The following is a 15,356-nucleotide window of genomic DNA, read 5'->3' on the forward strand; positions in this document are numbered from 1 at the left end:
TAGAAGGTCTAATTAAAGCTATCAATAATAGAAGGAATTTTTTCAACAATCTTAACCCCTTTTTCAGTTACATACGTAACAAAATGGGATAGTCCTTTACCAACAACTGTAAAATAATTAAATGCCCCTAATCTTTCTAAATAATCTTCTCTAATTGCTAGTCCTTCTTTCGTGTAATCTTTTCCAAAAAGTACTGGACCAGCTTTCCCATCTTCTTTTGAAATTTTTACTACATCGTCTACATGATAGTAATCAGTCGAAGTAACTTTACTTATTCCGTCTTTCGCAACTTGCATACAAGTAATGATTGTTATCGAAAAAATAATGATTAGCGTAAAATACCGAACCATATATTTCATTTGTTACTCCTCACTTACGAAATATTAATGAGTATATGAGCCAATATTGTCTTGATTAATTTTAGAATGCAGAGCAGCGTTCATACCGCCAGCAATAATATTTGCCATATCTTCAATAAATGTATCCACTTCTTTTGGTGTAACCATTAAGTTATGACCTAGTGGTGATAGTACCTCATGAATTAATTTTCGTTTTTCATTCTCTTCAAGTGTTCCTACAATCCCCATAAATGCCATTCGTTCCTTTTCACTAGGCATATCTTCATCGGTATACTTTTTCTTTTCTCCAAATGCCATTCCTGAAGGGATTAGCGCTTTAGCAGGCTTGTCTCCCTCTTTTATTTCTCGTCCAAAATGTTTTAAAATGAAGTCAATTGTATCACTTGTAATCGCAACAGCATCAACAACAGTTGGAACACCTATAGCAATTACCGGAATACCTAGTGTTTCCTTGCTCAATTCTTTACGTTTATTCCCTATTCCAGAACCTGGATGAATACCATTATCTGTAATTTGGATTGTTGTATTAACTCGTTCAATGGACCTAGCTGCAAGTGCATCGATCGCAATAACAAAATCTGGTTTTACTTTATCAATGACACCTGAAATAATATCGCTCGTTTCAATACCAGTTATCCCCATTACACCAGGGGATAAAGCACAAACTGGACGATAACCATCTTGTACACTTTCAGGCTGTAATTCAAAAAGATGCTTCGTAACAACTAAATTTTCAACAACCATTGGACCAAGTGCATCAGGCGTCACATTCCAATTTCCTAATCCAACTACTAAACAAGTTTGATCTTCCGTTATGCCTAAATTTTTTAAGAAAGCAGAAAACTCGTTTGCAAAAACTTTTTCGACCTTTTCTTGAAGTTCAGTATCTTGTTCACGAATACCTTGAACTTGAAGTGTTAAATAATTCCCTGGCTTTTTACCAATTCTTTCAGATGCCGATTCTTTAATATGAACATGAGAAATACTTACACCATCTGCTTCACGTTCTTTGACGATTACGCCGGTAATTTCTTCCTTTGTTTGTTCTCGCTCCTCGAGCATCTCTTTTGCCTCTACTGCTAAATCTGTTCGAACACTATATTGACTTAAATCTAACTCACTCATTTATCTAGCCTCCACAATACTCATCGAAATTTAACAATTCTCTTCTTAACTAGTTTAGCTAGATGTTACCAATTCTAAACGAGTTGTTTATTTTTCTTTTGAAAAGGCGAAAATAGCTTTATGAATTCTATTGCCAAATGGGACTTGTTTTGATAAAATAAGTTTTGTTCTATTTGTATTCGAGGCAAATTTCTCGACTGCATTCGGGAGGTGAAAGGTATGCCAAATATTAAATCAGCTATTAAACGTGTAAAAACAGCTGAAGCTCATCGTGCTCACAACGCATCTCTAAAATCAGAAATGCGTACTGCAGTGAAAACTGTTGAAGCTTTAGTTACTAATAACGAAACTGAAAAAGCGCAAGAAGCTTTATTAACTGCTTCTAAAAAATTAGATAAAGCTGTTAACAGCAATCTAATCCACAAAAACGCTGCTTCACGTCAAAAGTCTCGTTTAGCTAAAAAAGTTAACGCTATGAACGCGTAATGAATTAAATGGTGTCTCATCTGAGACACCATTTTTTCGTGCAATAAAGTTTTTCGCTGACGTTTTTTTAATCTAATCAGATGTTTTACTTATCGAATAAGTTTATTACATTCTTTAATCAAAAACTCCATATAGTCAATTGCATCTTTTCTTCTTGTATAAATTGATTTGTAATATGATTTCTTATGATCAGTTCGTAATCTCATTGACTCCTTAATAATCTTATGCCATCTTTGGGGAACCGCCTCTAAAACATATTCACCTGCTCCTACTTTCGATGTAATATCTTTTTCTTTAAATGTGTAATAAAGTCGAGAAACTCCCAAAATTCCCCATTCAATACTTCTTAAACTTACAAATAAACTCAAGTATTTAACTGTAAGGAACTTCTTACAGTTGTTTAACCAGCTAAGCCAATAAGAATTAAGATTATCTCCCATATTAGATAGTATTGTATCCCAGTTTACCGAAATATCCACATTATCAATATTTAGCCCTCTTACAGTTATACCGTATTTTTTTAATTGAAAAGCATCAATGGAGTTCTTTTGAAATTTATTTAAGCCTTGAAACTTCCCATCATTGAAACGAATACATAAATTCCCTTCTTCATTTAAGGACTTGATATCTTCATTAAGAATATACCACCCATCCAAAATTGTACTAGGAAACTTTCTTTGCACAGCTTTATGAATTTCTTTCAGTATCTTTAATTCGGCATCAGATACTTTGCGCTTAACAACAGCTATAAAATCGATATCGCTAGATCCATTCTTAAAAGCACCTAATGTAATCGATCCATAAAGATAAAAAGAATCAATTAAATTGGGTAATTTTAAATCAAAATAATGAAAGTATGTATCTAATACAACGTTTATTTCTTTAGGAATTTCCTCCATTCACCCATCTCCCAAATACCATTTGTTGGTAAAATTTCACAATTACTACATTATAACAAATTGTATAATTAGTAGACTGAAAATTGAGCCTTTTTATAACACAAAAATGGCAGTCCAATTTAACGTTATCGGACTGCCATTTGATTTGTTATTTAATTTTTTAAAATACTACTCATTTAAGACTGAATTTCTTACTATTTTTTATTTAATTGAAGTATCAACATTTCAAGGATCATAACCTTATCTCCTTGACCAGTCTTCATTTTATAATCAACTTCAGCAATTAATCGTGTTGCTTCTTTTAATTCACTTGCCTGAAAGTTATTCGCTTGCTTTTGTCCATAAAATACTCTTCCTGGAGATACGCCAACCGCAGAAGCGATTTGATTATTTGAGTACCCACTACTTGATAATTGTTTTATTCCGTACAATAATCTAAACTGGCTAGCTAATAATGCAACAATCTTTATCGGTTCTTCACCTATAAACAATAGCTCATGAAGAATTTTAAGTGCCTCAGTTGTCTGTCTAACTGCTGTTTTTTCGATAAGAGAAAAAACGTTTTGTTCAATAGTTTTTGCTACCATCATTTCCACAAGATCAGCATCAACTTCGCCTTCATCCCCGATAAACAATTGTAGTTTCTCACATTCAAGTTTTAATATCGATAAATTATTTCCAACGAGTAGTTTTAATTTTTCAATTGCTTCTTTAGTAATCGTTACATTCCCAGTGAACCGCTCTTTAATCCAGCCGTCTAAATTACTCGTTTCAACAGGATGACACTCAACTAGCTCTACTTGTTTTTTTAACGCTTTTGTTACTTTTTTTCGCTCGTCCAATTTCTCAAAAGGAGCAACAAAAACAACAGTAGTAAAAGGTGCAGGATTTTCAATATAATCAAATAATGGTTCTATATCTTGTACATTTTTTTCTTTTTGAGCTGTTAAAAACAAACATGATTTTATGATGATGACTTTGTTGCCGCCAAAAAAGGACGGTGTTTGAGCATCCTCAAGTGCTTCACTTAAATAAGCCTCTTTTAAATCATATGTTTGATAGTTAAAATCATCAATTTCTCCTTGTAAAGCTGCTTTCACGATTAAGTTTTCCGCTTCTTGAAGTAAAAAATCTTCAGTACCTACCAATAAATACATTGGTGACACATTCTTTTTCAATTTTTTATGTAAATCATTAATCATGTTTTGCTCCTCTACACTAATTTTCTTAGTATAGTATAACATGTCCTACATGAGAAGGAAGAGATTAGTAAATACTAATCTCTAATTTATATTAACGTTTTAAATAAAGACCCGGTTTCTTCATTTAAAACGGTATAACTAAACAAACATACTATGGATTTTTTAGTTATATTGATTTATACTAAAATTGAATTAGGAGGGGTTATTTGTGAATACTTTTGAAAAAAATGTTCAAAGCAAACGTAATGATTCAACAGATTCTGGCGTTGGCTTTGCTGTTTCATTTGGTTTCTTCGCAATTCTATTTATCATCGCAACAGTTGTGGAGTTTGTTACGAGATAATACATAGAATCAAATGATTGGACTGCCTCGGCAGTCTTTTTAATTTACTTCTTGGTTTCTGTTATTTGTTTTACGATATGCTTTAAATGTATAAATGGTACCTTGTCCTCTTTTAAATTCATAAGTTATCGCTCCAAGTTCATCAGTACGTAAGATTTTAACATTGTACTTTTTTAATCGATTAAGTACTTCTTTTGTTGGATGACCATATCTATTTTTTTCCCCAACTGAAATAATGCCAATTTTAGGCATAACTGCTTTAATAAATTTTTCGGAAGTAGATGTTTTGCTCCCATGATGCCCTATTTTCAAAACATCTGCCTTTAAATCATGATATTTAGAGATCAGCCGATTTTCTCCATTTTCATCTAAATCGCCAGAAAATATCCAATTTTTCCCACCAATGTATGCCCTTAGAACAATTGACCCTTCATTTTCCTCACCTTCATAATCCTTAATTGGCGAAATAGCTTGAAAATAATTCGGACCGATTTTCCAACTCATACCTTCGCTTATTTTTTTAATCTCGACTCCCTTTTTTATGGCTATATTAATTCTTTCTTTTTCTGCTGAACTAAAATTCGTCTTGTCACCTACAATTAATTGTTTTACGTAAAATGATTGTAGTACCTCCTTTCCGCCTCCAATATGATCAATGTCACCATGTGTAAATATTAATTTATCTATTTTACTAATTCCTTCTCCTTTTAAAATTGGAATCAATAAATCATTGCCTGTTGAAAATGGTTTTTTACGCTTCATCCATGTTTCTTCTTTTATAGTTAACTTACCTCCCGTATCAATTACATAATTCCCTTTATTAAAAGGCAATTTTATAAGAATACAGTCACCTTGACCAACATCAATAAACATAATCTTTCCAACTGGGTTAATAGTGGGATAAAATAAATGCCCGCTTATAAGAATAAAAAATCCAATCAGGCAATTATTAAATAATTTCTTTTCTTTCTCACTTTCCATAAAGTATAAAATTAAAAATATTAAAACTATATATATAAGCAGAATTCCTTTTGATGGATGTATAAAAATCAACTTAATAAACGGTAATTGCATGCATATATTTAGTAATTGATCTGACAAGTTAATAAAGAATGTTAGTAGTAATGTTAACTGTTCGCTTATTTCTAAATTAATAAAACTTAAACTAAAACAAAAAATACATAGTGGCATAATAATAAAACTAATATAAGGAATGAAAAGTAAGTTAATTATTATACTGTATGGTGATAATTCGTGAAAATTAAAAAGTAATATTGGGATTGATACTAGTTGAGTAATACTCGATGTATAAAGAGCCCTTGCATACCAAGATTTGTAATTTAATATTTGTTCAGACGTTAAAACGAGTACAAAACTTGTTACAAAGGAAAATTGAAATCCAATATCATCAATATAATTTGGTTTTGCAAATAACATGATTATACAAGAAATGAATAATAATGAAGTAATATCAACTTTCATTTTTGCTAACTTGTAGAAGCAAATTAGAACACCAATAATAACTGCTCTGACAACTGATGCTGAAGCACCTGCTAGAAACCCATAAGAAATAATACACAAAATCGTTATAAACAAGCTGGTTTCCTTTGTTACCCCAATTCTAATTAATAGAAAATAGATGACAAGACTCAACAAACTAATATGAGAACCACTAATCGCAAGTAAATGAACAATTCCCACTATTTGATATTGTGATTCTGTAATTGAATTCATTTTTGATCGATCCCCAAATAAGAGCGCATTAATATAGCCTTCTGTATTGGAATTAAAATTCATCTCTACATATTTAGTTATGGCATGTCGACTATAATTTATTGATTGAAGGATGGTTCGTTTTCCATTTTCACATTCCCCTAAACTATTTGGATTCGCAGTAATAATCCAGTGAATTCCTTGATTTAATAAATACTTCTTATAATTAAATAAGTATGGGTTCGAATTTTCTAAAGGCAAAGTAACCTCACCTTTTACTTCACATATTTCACCTATTTTTCTTTTTTGAAAAACTTTTAATTGTTCTTTTGTATTAGCAAAACTATTTAGTAAGATTTCTTGATTATGGAGTTTAAATGTAAACGAAACTTTGTTACCATCTATTATTGGAGTAGAAGTGATCTCACCACGAACATTTTGCGAGGGCTTTGGTTTAGGGGAATTCATCTTTTTGTTTTGTAGGTAACATATACTAGATGTAATACATAGCGAAATAATGCAAATTAATAAAAGTAGCCATTTTTTCTTTCCGACTAAAAAAATTATTAAAATGAGAAATATTAATATAAACATTAAATTATAGTTTTTAAAAAAGACGATTGTTATTATTTGTACAAAAACAATATAAGCAAGATAAATACTCATAATAATTTAATTTAGCGAATGACAATAAACGGAGTCATTTTTTCAAGGGATTTTTTGCCGATTCCATTTACAGATTCTAATTGTTCTACTGAAGTAAATGGTCCATTTTGATCAATATAATCTAAAATATTTTTTGCTTTTGCTGGACCAACACCCGGTATTTTTTCCAATTCTGACTGTGATGCATGGTTTATATCAATCGTCTCATTTTGTTTGGTTTCATCCTCCCTATTAGTAATTATAGTTTGATCAGTTTCTTCTCCAATAAACGGTACATAAATGACCATCTCGTCAAAAATTTTTTCAGCTAAATTAACCTTATTAACATCAGCTTTTTCTTTAAATCCGCCCGCCAATCTAATCGCGTCAAAAACACGCTCTCCTTCGTTACATTTGATTACACCTGGTTTTTGTATTGCACCTTTTACATCAACCATAAATACTTTTGAAATCACTGGCATACTAACTTCTTTTTTCTGATCATCGTTCTTCTTTACTATTTCTTCTTCAAGTGATTTTTTTGCAAAAACTACCTCATTTTTACGCTCAGTTTGATAAAAATTTACGACTAAAATACCGACAATTACGAGAGCGATCCAAACTAGTTTATTATGAATTAACTTTTTCATTATTAGTCCTCCATTTTAACTTATATCATTATTTTCTACCTTGCTTCATATAGTGTAGGAGAGAATGTATGCAAAGGAAGGGATGTACTCATGAACGTAGGAATCATAGGTACAGGAAATATGGGCACTATATTGCTCAATGGATTTATAAAATCAAATGCCGTGAAGCCCTCCGAATTAACTGTTACAAACCGCTCAATGTATAAAGCTTATGAGCTAAAAAATATATATCCTGATTTAAATGTTGTTGAGACAGCCAAAGAAGTAATTACCGCTTCTGATATTGTATTAGTGTGTGTAAAACCTTTAGAAATTCAGCCACTTCTATCATCTTTACAAAAGCATTTCACTAAAAAACATTGTGTTATATCGATCACTAGTCCGATTAACGTTGAACAATTAGAAGCTATATTACCTTGTCAGGTTGCACGCGTTATTCCAAGCATTACGAATCAAGCATTGAGTGGGGTAACTTTAGTTAATTTTGGGAATAGATGCACGGCCAAAAGTAAGGAGCAAATAATCGAGCTTTTTTCGAACGTTTCTAAACCTGTCATGATTACAGAAGATATAACAAGAGTTTCATCGGATATCGCAAGCTGTGGACCCGCATTTTTTAGTTACTTACTTCGAAAATTTATCGATGCGGCTGTTTGTCAAACTTCAATTTCAAAAGAGCAAGCAACGATCTTAGCAGAAGAAATGATTATTGGTTTTGGTAAACTAATTGAACAAAAACATTTTACGCTTGAAACACTTCAAGAAAAAGTATGTGTAAAAGGCGGAATTACTGGAGAAGGTATTAAAGTATTAGAAGCACGAGTAGGGGATTTATTCGAAGAAATTTTTGAAAAAACACATGATAAATTTGATAAGGAAATTGAGCGAGTAAAGGAACAATTTTGATTAACTTAGAAATGATTATACCCCTTTACTCCATTCGTAACAAAAATACAAAATTCAATTTTGTAGTACTAATAAAGTAAAAAACCCTTTAAGAAAAGGAATTTTCTTTAAAGGGTTTTTTATTTTTTCATTGCTATAAAAAAGATTCGTTCAGAAGTATCATCTACAGCTTCATCGAAATCTGCTATGATTTCTTTCACTTCAAATCCGGTTTGATTTAATAATGATTTATACATATTTATAGGAAATGTTCTTTGGTTGTGATATTCCTCGAAGCGTTCATATAAATCACGATTTTCCTCTTTCATAAAGAAAACTAAATCATGTTCAACACTTAATGGGTATTCCCCTTGCGTACAAGACCAGACTAAGCTTAACTCTGCACCATCAATAAAAAATGTCTCTTCACCAAAGATTTCTTCAATTTTATAAGGTGAATGTACATCAAATAAAAATAAACCATTATCTTTTAAGCTTTCATTTACTTTTATAAAGGTTTGTTTTACTTGATCTTCTGTTTCTAAATAATTAAGTGAATCACAGAAAATTGTTACACAATCTAATTGATCAAAACCTTCTAATTCCACCATATTTTGTTGGAAAAAAGGGATATTAACTTTTTCCTGTTCTGCTTTTGCCATTGCGACACTTAACATTTCCTCAGATAAATCAACCCCGCTAATTGAATAGTTCAATTTTGCCAATGAGATGGGTAATGTACCAGTTCCACATCCTATATCTAATATTGAAGGCTGAAGCACTTCATATTTTTGAAATACATTTTTTAGGAATTGAACCCATCTTTCATAAGGGACATCATTCATTAATTGATCATACAAATACGCGAAGCGATTGTATGTCACGAAAGAAGCTCTCCGTAAACATCAAGAGAAGGTGCATCTCCCCAAAGTTTTTCTAAGTTATAATAGTTTCTTTCGTCACGATGGAAAACATGAACGACAACGTCACCGATGTCTACTAATACCCAACGAGCTTCGTCAAATCCTTCTAAACGTTTAACATCTTTACCATTTTGTTGAGCTTGATCTTTTACTTCTCTTGCAATAGCCTGAACTTGCTTATCTGAATTACCGTGACAAATAATGAAATAATCTGCAATTGCAGAGATTCCTTTCATATCTAATACGACTAATTCCTCAGCTTTTTTATCGTCAGCAGCATTTACAGCTAGCATCATTAATTCTTTTTCATTCATTCTTTTATTCCCCCTGGCTTTTAACTTGCTTTAATATTGAGTTATATGTTTTAACCGTTAATGGGTAGACTGTTTGTTCTTTATCAATCAAAAATGTAATTGTATTTTTTAATGCAAATAATAAAGCTCGATCTAAATCCTGATCCGCTAATTCACGAGCTTCCTCTACACCTGGAAAACTACGATTAGGTTCAATATAATCTGCTACATATATTACTTTATCTAATAAATTCATCTCTTTATGACCACTTGTATGATATGTGATTGCTTGTAATATTTCTTGATCATCAATTCCATATTCATGTTCAGTAAGAAATGCACCAACAGGAGCATGCCATAATTCTTTATTGTACTTTAAAAGCTTTAATGAAAGTTTATTTTCTTCCATAATTGATTTTAATTCTTTAATCGGCATGCATTTTGCGACATCATGGAAAATTGCAGCTAGCTCTGCTTTTTTTACATCCGCACCGTACTTTTCGGCTAGTCTAACTGCAGTTTCCATCACACCAATAGTATGTGTAAAACGCCCGTTCGTTAGTTTTTCTTTTACAAGTGAAAGTGCTTTTTGTTTATCCATTAATCCGCTTCTCCTCTAATTAACGGTATTTTACATATTAAGGCAGTACGATTGTTTTATTTTCTTCAGACTCTTTATATAAAACAATTGTATGTCCAATTACTTGTACTAGTTCAGCGTTTGTACCTTCAACTAGCTGATCCGCTACATCATAACGATCATCATCGCAATTTTGAAGTATACTTACTTTTAAAAGTTCCCTTACTTCTAGCGCTTCTGAAATTTGTTTAACCATATTTTCATTAACTCCACCTTTACCTACTTGAAAAATAGGGTTTAAGTGATGAGCTTTCGAACGTAAAAATCTTTTTTGTTTACCTGTTAACATTTTGTTCCTCCAAGTTTTCTTTCTAATAATGAGTATGCATCAATCGTATTTGGAAAAATTCCCGTCCACTCTTGAAATGCTAATGCTCCTTGATAAATAAACATCGGTAATCCGTTTTGTATAGTCGCATTTCTTTCTTCAGCTTCTTTTAAGAATACTGTTTTAAATGGGCTATATATTAGGTCCGATACAATTGCATCTGGTGATAAATTAGTTAGCGCTAATGGCGTGCTATTTTCATTTGGCTTCATTCCAACAGAAGTTGTTTGAATGATAAGAGAAAAGTGACCTAAATGTTCTTCAGCATCTGAAATAGACATAATATTAACCTCATTCATCAGCTTACCATCTAGTAGATCCTCTGCTTTTTCTATTGTTCGGTTTGTGACTGTAATATGCTTAACACCCAAGTGCAGTAAACTATAAAGGATCGCCCTAGCAGCACCGCCTGCACCGATAATCAAAATCTTTTCTTCTTCAATCGGATTTTTCAAAACATAGGATAAGCCTCTACAATACCCCATACCGTCAGTATTTTTACCGTACAGTTTTCCATTTTTATTGATAACTGTATTAACAGCTCCAATTGCTTTTGCCAATGGATCAATTTCATCTAAGTACTGCATAATTTCTACTTTTAGTGGTGCTGTAACATTAAATCCTTTTACAGTTGAACGAAATTCTGTCATAACTGATTCTAATTCTGTTATCCCAACTTCTTTTGCTGAATAGTGCCCCGAAATCTGATTTGAGAGAAACCATTCATTATGCATAGTTGGTGACATTGAATGACCAATCGGTTGACCGATTACATAATATTGGTCTTTCATTTCTCTTAGCCCCCAAATTATTCTTATATAATAGAATTACGAAGAGTTATAGCTACTCCTTTTGGTACATAAGCTACGATTTTGGCACCTGGTTCATTCACTGTGATCCAACCTAACCCTGAATAAACTATATCAGTTTTAGCATCTTTTATCATAAATTCATGCTTCACTAATTTAGGAAGTTCATTTATTTGTTCACCATATGGTGGTACTAATAATTCCCCAGCTTGTCTTTCATATAACTCATCAGCGTTTTCTTGTTTAGTACGATGAATTGATAATTCGTTAGAGAAGTGACAAGTAAAGGAACGTCTTCCACCCTCTAAATAATCAAAACGAGCTAACCCACCAAAGAATAAGGTTTGCCCCTCATTTAATTGATAAACCATAGGCTTAATTTCTTTTTTCGGTGTAATAATCTTTAAACCTTTTTTATCAACAAAATGAGCCATTTGATGATGATTAATAATACCAGGTGTATCAATTAGATCACTCTGATCATCAAGTGGGATTTGGATCATATCAAGTGTTGTACCCGGAAAATGCGATGTAGTAATGATATTACTATTTTCTTCACTATAACGTTTAATCATTGTGTTGATAAATGTTGATTTCCCAACATTTGTACAACCTACTACGTACACATCCTTACCTTCACGATGCTTCTCAATACTTTCAGCTAATTCGTCTATACCAGTGCCTTTTACTGCACTAATTAAATGAACACCTGCGGGTTTAAGTCCCCAACGTTTTGCAGTTCCGCTCATCCATTGCGTAAGCTTATTTTTCTTAACTGACTTCGGAATTAAATCTGCCTTATTTCCAACTAATAATATTTTGTTGTTTCCAACGAATCGATTAATTCCATTTAACCAGCTACCAGAAAAATCAAAAACATCAACTACTTTAATAACAAGACAATCCTTAGAACCTATCCCATTTAAGATACGAATAAAGTCAGAATCAGTCAACTCCACATCTTGGATCTCATTATAGTTTTTTAAACGGAAACAACGTTGACAAATAATCTCTTCTTTTTCTAATGAAGATGGAGGTGAATATCCAAGCTTGTTCTTATCCTCTGTTTGAATTTCAACTCCACAACCAATACATCTTATTACAGTATTACTCACTTTTTATCCTCCCATTGTAGCAATCCTTGCTTCCTTAAGGATGAAAGAATTCTACGTTCTACCATCCGATTAAATCTTGTCCAAATTCCATCTGTACTTGCAACTGGAACAACTAAAATTGTATGAATGCCTTGACGATTGCCACCAAATACGTCTGTAAGCAATTGATCTCCAATCATCACGACTTCATTTGGTTTTAAATTCATTTGTTTATATGCTTTTTTATATGATGTAGCGAGTGGCTTACGCGCACGATGAATGAATGGAATTCCTAAAGGATCACAAAATTTTCCAACACGCTCTGCATTGTTATTCGATACAACTGTAATTTTAATCCCTGCATCATCCATGCTTTTGAACCATTTCGTTAGCTCTGGAGTAGCTAATGGACGATCCCATTCTACTAACGTATTATCTAAATCCGTAATGATTCCCTTAATTCCTAAGCCTTTTAAATGCTCAGGCGTAATTGCATAAACATTATTAACAGTTTCACTCGGTAAAAATTTATTAAACATTATTACACCTCAATATATTCTTAAAATCGTTCGACAAATAACTACAACCATTCTAACTGTGGATAAATCTATACACATTATCCTTAGTCCAAGAACCTACCTTTTCAGAATATATAAACAAATTACCCACAACTTATCCACCTATTTCTGTGGATAAACGAACGATTGTTCTATTTTTAAAAATTTGATACAGTAAGTTTACGAAGAAATTCAAAAAACTTTACTCACTCGGAGGTGAATGCCCAACCGGGCAAAAAATATGTACAAATTAAATGATGAGTTGTTACTTGAGTCGTACAAAAAAGCTCTTGGTTTACAGCTTGATCCGGCTTTCATTTATTTAATTGAAAAAGAAATTAAACGAAGAGGATTAGATTTCTATATTAAAAAAACATCTTAATCATTTTTATTATTTTCAATATGTGCAAATAATACAAGTGAAATTAAAATACAAGTACTCTTTACAATAACAGAAAAAGAACCATCTTTCTATACGATGGCTCCCATTTCGTGAAAAAAAGTGCATACTTAGTGTAATTTACCAAGATTTTGACCAACTCTTATCGCTTGGCCAGATTGAAGTTTCAAATTTGGCGAAAAACTATTAGCTTCAAAAAGTAAAACAACTGTAGAACCGAAAGAAAAATACCCTACTTCTTCACCTTTTTTCACACGTTTTTCTTTTTTTGTTACTACGATTGTGTTAACAAACATAGCACCAACTTTAATCATCGCAACATGTTTATTGTTTTCAGAACATAATACTTCTGAAATAATTCGATAATTTTTTGAAAGTGGATCTTTACCATACGTTAATCCTGCTTTATTCACGGGATAAGATTTAGCACCTAACTCGAATTGTGAAACAATTTCGCCTTCGATTGGGCTATGTATACGATGATAATGGCTAGGACTTAAGTACAATACCATATAATAACCCTCATCATATTTTTCTGCCATTTCCTTTGAACCTAACATCTCAATAATGCTATATGTCTTTCCTTTTACGACAAATTTAATATCCATTTCAATTTTCCCACAAGACTCTAACACACCATCTACAGGAGAAGCTAATTCACTTTCACCAGCATGAATCGGTCTGACATTTTGCTTTAATTCTCTAGTAAACAAGGCATGTAAAGTAGGAAAATCAGTCTCTTTACTTTCATCCATATTTAAATTAAACGCTTTAATATATGGATTAATAAACAGTCTACTAAATCTAGAAGTAGCAAATCTACGCAAAAGACCAGAAGTAAAACGATTATTCGTCAACTCTATAAACAAACGATAAAAACTTTGTTTCATCAATGTACTCCTAACTAAAATTATATATATAAATTTATAACATATTATTCCAAAACTAACAAAACCCTAAATGATCTTACTGCTGTTACTATCAATTGCTTATTCTTTTAATATAACTTGAACTCTCTACATCTTTGATCCTTGTTTAAGGCTCCTGCCATTGCTACTATTACTATTCCCTTTTTCCTAATACCTTAAATATCCCTATACTATACTTTACTTGTCACTAACTGTTCACCAAGATTTCACACTGAGTTCACATTAAGCTGGTAGAATACTGATGTAATATACATTAGGAGGTTGCCTATGTTGAAAGATCAAAGCTTAGGTGAATGGACTAACACACTTTTAATATATAAATTTGCGTTAGATGAAATCAACACTAAAATTAGAATTTTAAATGAAGAATTTACTTTAACTCATAATCATAATCCAATTGAACACGTAAAATCACGCTTAAAAAAACCTGACAGTATAATGGAAAAGCTTGAGCGAAAAGGTTTAGAATTAACACAATATAATCTAGAAAATTATATGAGTGATATAGCTGGCGTTCGTATTAGTTGTTCATTTATTAGTGATATTTATATGATCTATGAACTGTTAAAACAACAAGACGATATTTATATAATAGAAATAAAAGATTATATAAAGAATCCAAAACCAAATGGTTATAAAAGTTTTCATATGATTATTGAAATACCCATTTTCCTTGCTTCTGAAACGAAAAGAGTAAAAGTAGAAATCCAAATTAGAACCGTTGCGATGGATTTCTGGGCAAGCCTTGAACACAAGATTTTTTATAAATACAATAAAAAGGTTCCAAAAGCAATTATCGAAAGTTTGAATGAAGCTTCCGCAACTGTAAATTCATTAGATTACAAAATGGAACTGATTAGAGATCAAGTAGAACAGTTGAATTGATTTAGGCAGGATTTTGGAAAGATCTTAGGAAGATGATAGATTCGAACCCTTTCTTTTCTTTCCTGTTAATCCGAAATTAAATTAGAATATAAGAAAACAAGGTATACTTACATACCTTGTTTTCACGCTGTTGAAAAACAACTTTGCCAATTAACTTACCAAATTTTCGTAAAGGAGTAGAGTGATGTTGA

At 31.9% G+C, this 15,356-nt stretch carries 19 protein-coding genes; 5 read left to right on the top strand and 14 right to left on the bottom strand.

From position 1 onward, the window contains the following. Positions 1–8 precede the first annotated feature (8 nt). Together ABEY15_RS20955 and gpr are read right to left on the bottom strand one after the other, a co-directional pair. Positions 9–359, bottom strand: a complete 351-nt coding sequence (locus ABEY15_RS20955; protein ID WP_429892007.1) for a hypothetical protein — start codon at positions 357–359, stop codon at positions 9–11. 24 nt (positions 360–383) lie between these two features. After that, on the bottom strand, positions 384–1,484 hold the full coding sequence (gene gpr, locus ABEY15_RS20960) for a GPR endopeptidase (RefSeq protein ID WP_129688143.1): 1,101 nt from the start codon (positions 1,482–1,484) through the stop codon (positions 384–386). Between the two features lie 219 nt (positions 1,485–1,703). On the opposite strand from gpr, the gene rpsT reads away from it, so the two are divergent. Beyond that, entirely contained in the window at positions 1,704–1,970 is a 267-nt protein-coding gene (gene rpsT, locus ABEY15_RS20965; protein WP_056472820.1) for a 30S ribosomal protein S20, read from the top strand. 89 nt (positions 1,971–2,059) lie between these two features. Here the strand turns inward: rpsT and ABEY15_RS20970 are convergent, their stop codons facing one another. Together ABEY15_RS20970 and holA are read right to left on the bottom strand one after the other, a co-directional pair. Then, entirely contained in the window at positions 2,060–2,869 is an 810-nt protein-coding gene (locus ABEY15_RS20970; RefSeq protein ID WP_429892008.1) for an aminoglycoside adenylyltransferase domain-containing protein, read from the bottom strand. Between the two features lie 194 nt (positions 2,870–3,063). Next, entirely contained in the window at positions 3,064–4,071 is a 1,008-nt protein-coding gene (gene holA, locus ABEY15_RS20975; RefSeq protein WP_429892010.1) for a DNA polymerase III subunit delta, read from the bottom strand. Between the two features lie 208 nt (positions 4,072–4,279). On the opposite strand from holA, the gene ABEY15_RS20980 reads away from it, so the two are divergent. Continuing rightward, positions 4,280–4,414 (top strand): YqzM family protein, encoded by a 135-nt coding sequence (locus tag ABEY15_RS20980; protein ID WP_335408090.1) that lies wholly within the window; start codon positions 4,280–4,282, stop codon positions 4,412–4,414. A gap of 39 nt (positions 4,415–4,453) precedes the next feature. Here ABEY15_RS20980 and ABEY15_RS20985 read toward each other — a convergent pair whose 3' ends face one another. After that, the gene (locus ABEY15_RS20985) at positions 4,454–6,793 is read right to left on the bottom strand and encodes a DNA internalization-related competence protein ComEC/Rec2 (RefSeq protein ID WP_429892012.1); all 2,340 of its coding nucleotides are present in this window, start codon (positions 6,791–6,793) and stop codon (positions 4,454–4,456) included. 11 nt (positions 6,794–6,804) lie between these two features. Next, positions 6,805–7,422, bottom strand: coding sequence for a helix-hairpin-helix domain-containing protein (locus ABEY15_RS20990; RefSeq protein ID WP_429892013.1), 618 nt, complete (start codon positions 7,420–7,422; stop codon positions 6,805–6,807). A 90-nt stretch (positions 7,423–7,512) separates the two neighbouring features. Between ABEY15_RS20990 and comER the strand changes: the two genes are divergently transcribed. Next, positions 7,513–8,328 carry a late competence protein ComER gene (gene comER, locus ABEY15_RS20995; protein ID WP_429892014.1) on the top strand — a complete coding sequence of 272 codons (816 nt, stop codon included), beginning with the start codon at positions 7,513–7,515 and terminating at the stop codon, positions 8,326–8,328. Between the two features lie 119 nt (positions 8,329–8,447). On the opposite strand, the gene ABEY15_RS21000 is transcribed toward comER, so the two are convergent. From ABEY15_RS21000 to ABEY15_RS21030, 7 genes are read right to left on the bottom strand one after another with little or no spacing between them, the layout of a single operon-like run. Further along, entirely contained in the window at positions 8,448–9,191 is a 744-nt protein-coding gene (locus ABEY15_RS21000; RefSeq protein WP_429892015.1) for a class I SAM-dependent DNA methyltransferase, read from the bottom strand. Next, a complete protein-coding gene (rsfS, locus tag ABEY15_RS21005; protein WP_429892016.1) occupies positions 9,188–9,544 on the bottom strand; it encodes a ribosome silencing factor in 357 nt (118 codons plus the stop codon). Before rsfS ends, ABEY15_RS21000 begins: the two co-directional genes overlap by 4 nt. A gap of 4 nt (positions 9,545–9,548) precedes the next feature. Further along, positions 9,549–10,124 (bottom strand): bis(5'-nucleosyl)-tetraphosphatase (symmetrical) YqeK, encoded by a 576-nt coding sequence (gene yqeK, locus ABEY15_RS21010; RefSeq protein ID WP_429892017.1) that lies wholly within the window; start codon positions 10,122–10,124, stop codon positions 9,549–9,551. 37 nt (positions 10,125–10,161) lie between these two features. Further along, a complete protein-coding gene (gene yhbY / locus ABEY15_RS21015; protein WP_098846366.1) occupies positions 10,162–10,452 on the bottom strand; it encodes a ribosome assembly RNA-binding protein YhbY in 291 nt (96 codons plus the stop codon). Beyond that, on the bottom strand, positions 10,446–11,282 hold the full coding sequence (aroE, locus tag ABEY15_RS21020) for a shikimate dehydrogenase (RefSeq protein ID WP_335408096.1): 837 nt from the start codon (positions 11,280–11,282) through the stop codon (positions 10,446–10,448). The genes yhbY and aroE overlap by 7 nt, the downstream gene beginning before the upstream one ends. Before the next feature lie 23 nt (positions 11,283–11,305). Then, a complete protein-coding gene (gene yqeH, locus ABEY15_RS21025; protein WP_429892019.1) occupies positions 11,306–12,415 on the bottom strand; it encodes a ribosome biogenesis GTPase YqeH in 1,110 nt (369 codons plus the stop codon). Further along, the gene (locus tag ABEY15_RS21030) at positions 12,412–12,933 is read right to left on the bottom strand and encodes a YqeG family HAD IIIA-type phosphatase (RefSeq protein WP_069035111.1); all 522 of its coding nucleotides are present in this window, start codon (positions 12,931–12,933) and stop codon (positions 12,412–12,414) included. Before ABEY15_RS21030 ends, yqeH begins: the two co-directional genes overlap by 4 nt. Positions 12,934–13,171: 238 nt before the next feature. Between ABEY15_RS21030 and ABEY15_RS21035 the strand changes: the two genes are divergently transcribed. Next, the gene (locus tag ABEY15_RS21035; protein ID WP_429892020.1) at positions 13,172–13,333 is read left to right on the top strand and encodes a sporulation histidine kinase inhibitor Sda; all 162 of its coding nucleotides are present in this window, start codon (positions 13,172–13,174) and stop codon (positions 13,331–13,333) included. Positions 13,334–13,461: 128 nt separating this feature from the next. On the opposite strand, the gene ABEY15_RS21040 is transcribed toward ABEY15_RS21035, so the two are convergent. Beyond that, on the bottom strand, positions 13,462–14,241 hold the full coding sequence (locus tag ABEY15_RS21040) for a phosphatidylserine decarboxylase (protein WP_429892021.1): 780 nt from the start codon (positions 14,239–14,241) through the stop codon (positions 13,462–13,464). A gap of 306 nt (positions 14,242–14,547) precedes the next feature. Here ABEY15_RS21040 and ABEY15_RS21045 point away from each other — a divergent pair, with 306 nt between their 5' ends. Then, a complete protein-coding gene (locus ABEY15_RS21045) occupies positions 14,548–15,165 on the top strand; it encodes a GTP pyrophosphokinase (RefSeq protein WP_335473931.1) in 618 nt (205 codons plus the stop codon). The last annotated feature ends 191 nt before the right edge of the window (positions 15,166–15,356 follow it).

The organism is Gottfriedia acidiceleris (assembly GCF_050457485.1).
Taxonomy (GTDB): domain Bacteria; phylum Bacillota; class Bacilli; order Bacillales; family Bacillaceae_G; genus Gottfriedia; species Gottfriedia acidiceleris_D.

Excerpts from the sequence above, each read along its gene's own strand:
- ABEY15_RS20955 (WP_429892007.1), bottom strand. The coding sequence starts at position 359 with ATGAAATATATGGTTCGGTATTTTACGCTAATCATTATTTTTTCGATA.
- gpr (WP_129688143.1), bottom strand. The coding sequence starts at position 1,484 with ATGAGTGAGTTAGATTTAAGTCAATATAGTGTTCGAACAGATTTAGCA.
- rpsT (WP_056472820.1), top strand. The coding sequence starts at position 1,704 with ATGCCAAATATTAAATCAGCTATTAAACGTGTAAAAACAGCTGAAGCT.
- ABEY15_RS20970 (WP_429892008.1), bottom strand. The coding sequence starts at position 2,869 with ATGGAGGAAATTCCTAAAGAAATAAACGTTGTATTAGATACATACTTT.
- holA (WP_429892010.1), bottom strand. The coding sequence starts at position 4,071 with ATGATTAATGATTTACATAAAAAATTGAAAAAGAATGTGTCACCAATG.
- ABEY15_RS20985 (WP_429892012.1), bottom strand. The coding sequence starts at position 6,793 with ATGAGTATTTATCTTGCTTATATTGTTTTTGTACAAATAATAACAATC.
- ABEY15_RS20990 (WP_429892013.1), bottom strand. The coding sequence starts at position 7,422 with ATGAAAAAGTTAATTCATAATAAACTAGTTTGGATCGCTCTCGTAATT.
- comER (WP_429892014.1), top strand. The coding sequence starts at position 7,513 with ATGAACGTAGGAATCATAGGTACAGGAAATATGGGCACTATATTGCTC.
- rsfS (WP_429892016.1), bottom strand. The coding sequence starts at position 9,544 with ATGAATGAAAAAGAATTAATGATGCTAGCTGTAAATGCTGCTGACGAT.
- yqeK (WP_429892017.1), bottom strand. The coding sequence starts at position 10,124 with ATGGATAAACAAAAAGCACTTTCACTTGTAAAAGAAAAACTAACGAAC.
- yhbY (WP_098846366.1), bottom strand. The coding sequence starts at position 10,452 with ATGTTAACAGGTAAACAAAAAAGATTTTTACGTTCGAAAGCTCATCAC.
- aroE (WP_335408096.1), bottom strand. The coding sequence starts at position 11,282 with ATGAAAGACCAATATTATGTAATCGGTCAACCGATTGGTCATTCAATG.
- ABEY15_RS21030 (WP_069035111.1), bottom strand. The coding sequence starts at position 12,933 with ATGTTTAATAAATTTTTACCGAGTGAAACTGTTAATAATGTTTATGCA.
- ABEY15_RS21035 (WP_429892020.1), top strand. The coding sequence starts at position 13,172 with ATGCCCAACCGGGCAAAAAATATGTACAAATTAAATGATGAGTTGTTA.
- ABEY15_RS21040 (WP_429892021.1), bottom strand. The coding sequence starts at position 14,241 with ATGAAACAAAGTTTTTATCGTTTGTTTATAGAGTTGACGAATAATCGT.
- ABEY15_RS21045 (WP_335473931.1), top strand. The coding sequence starts at position 14,548 with ATGTTGAAAGATCAAAGCTTAGGTGAATGGACTAACACACTTTTAATA.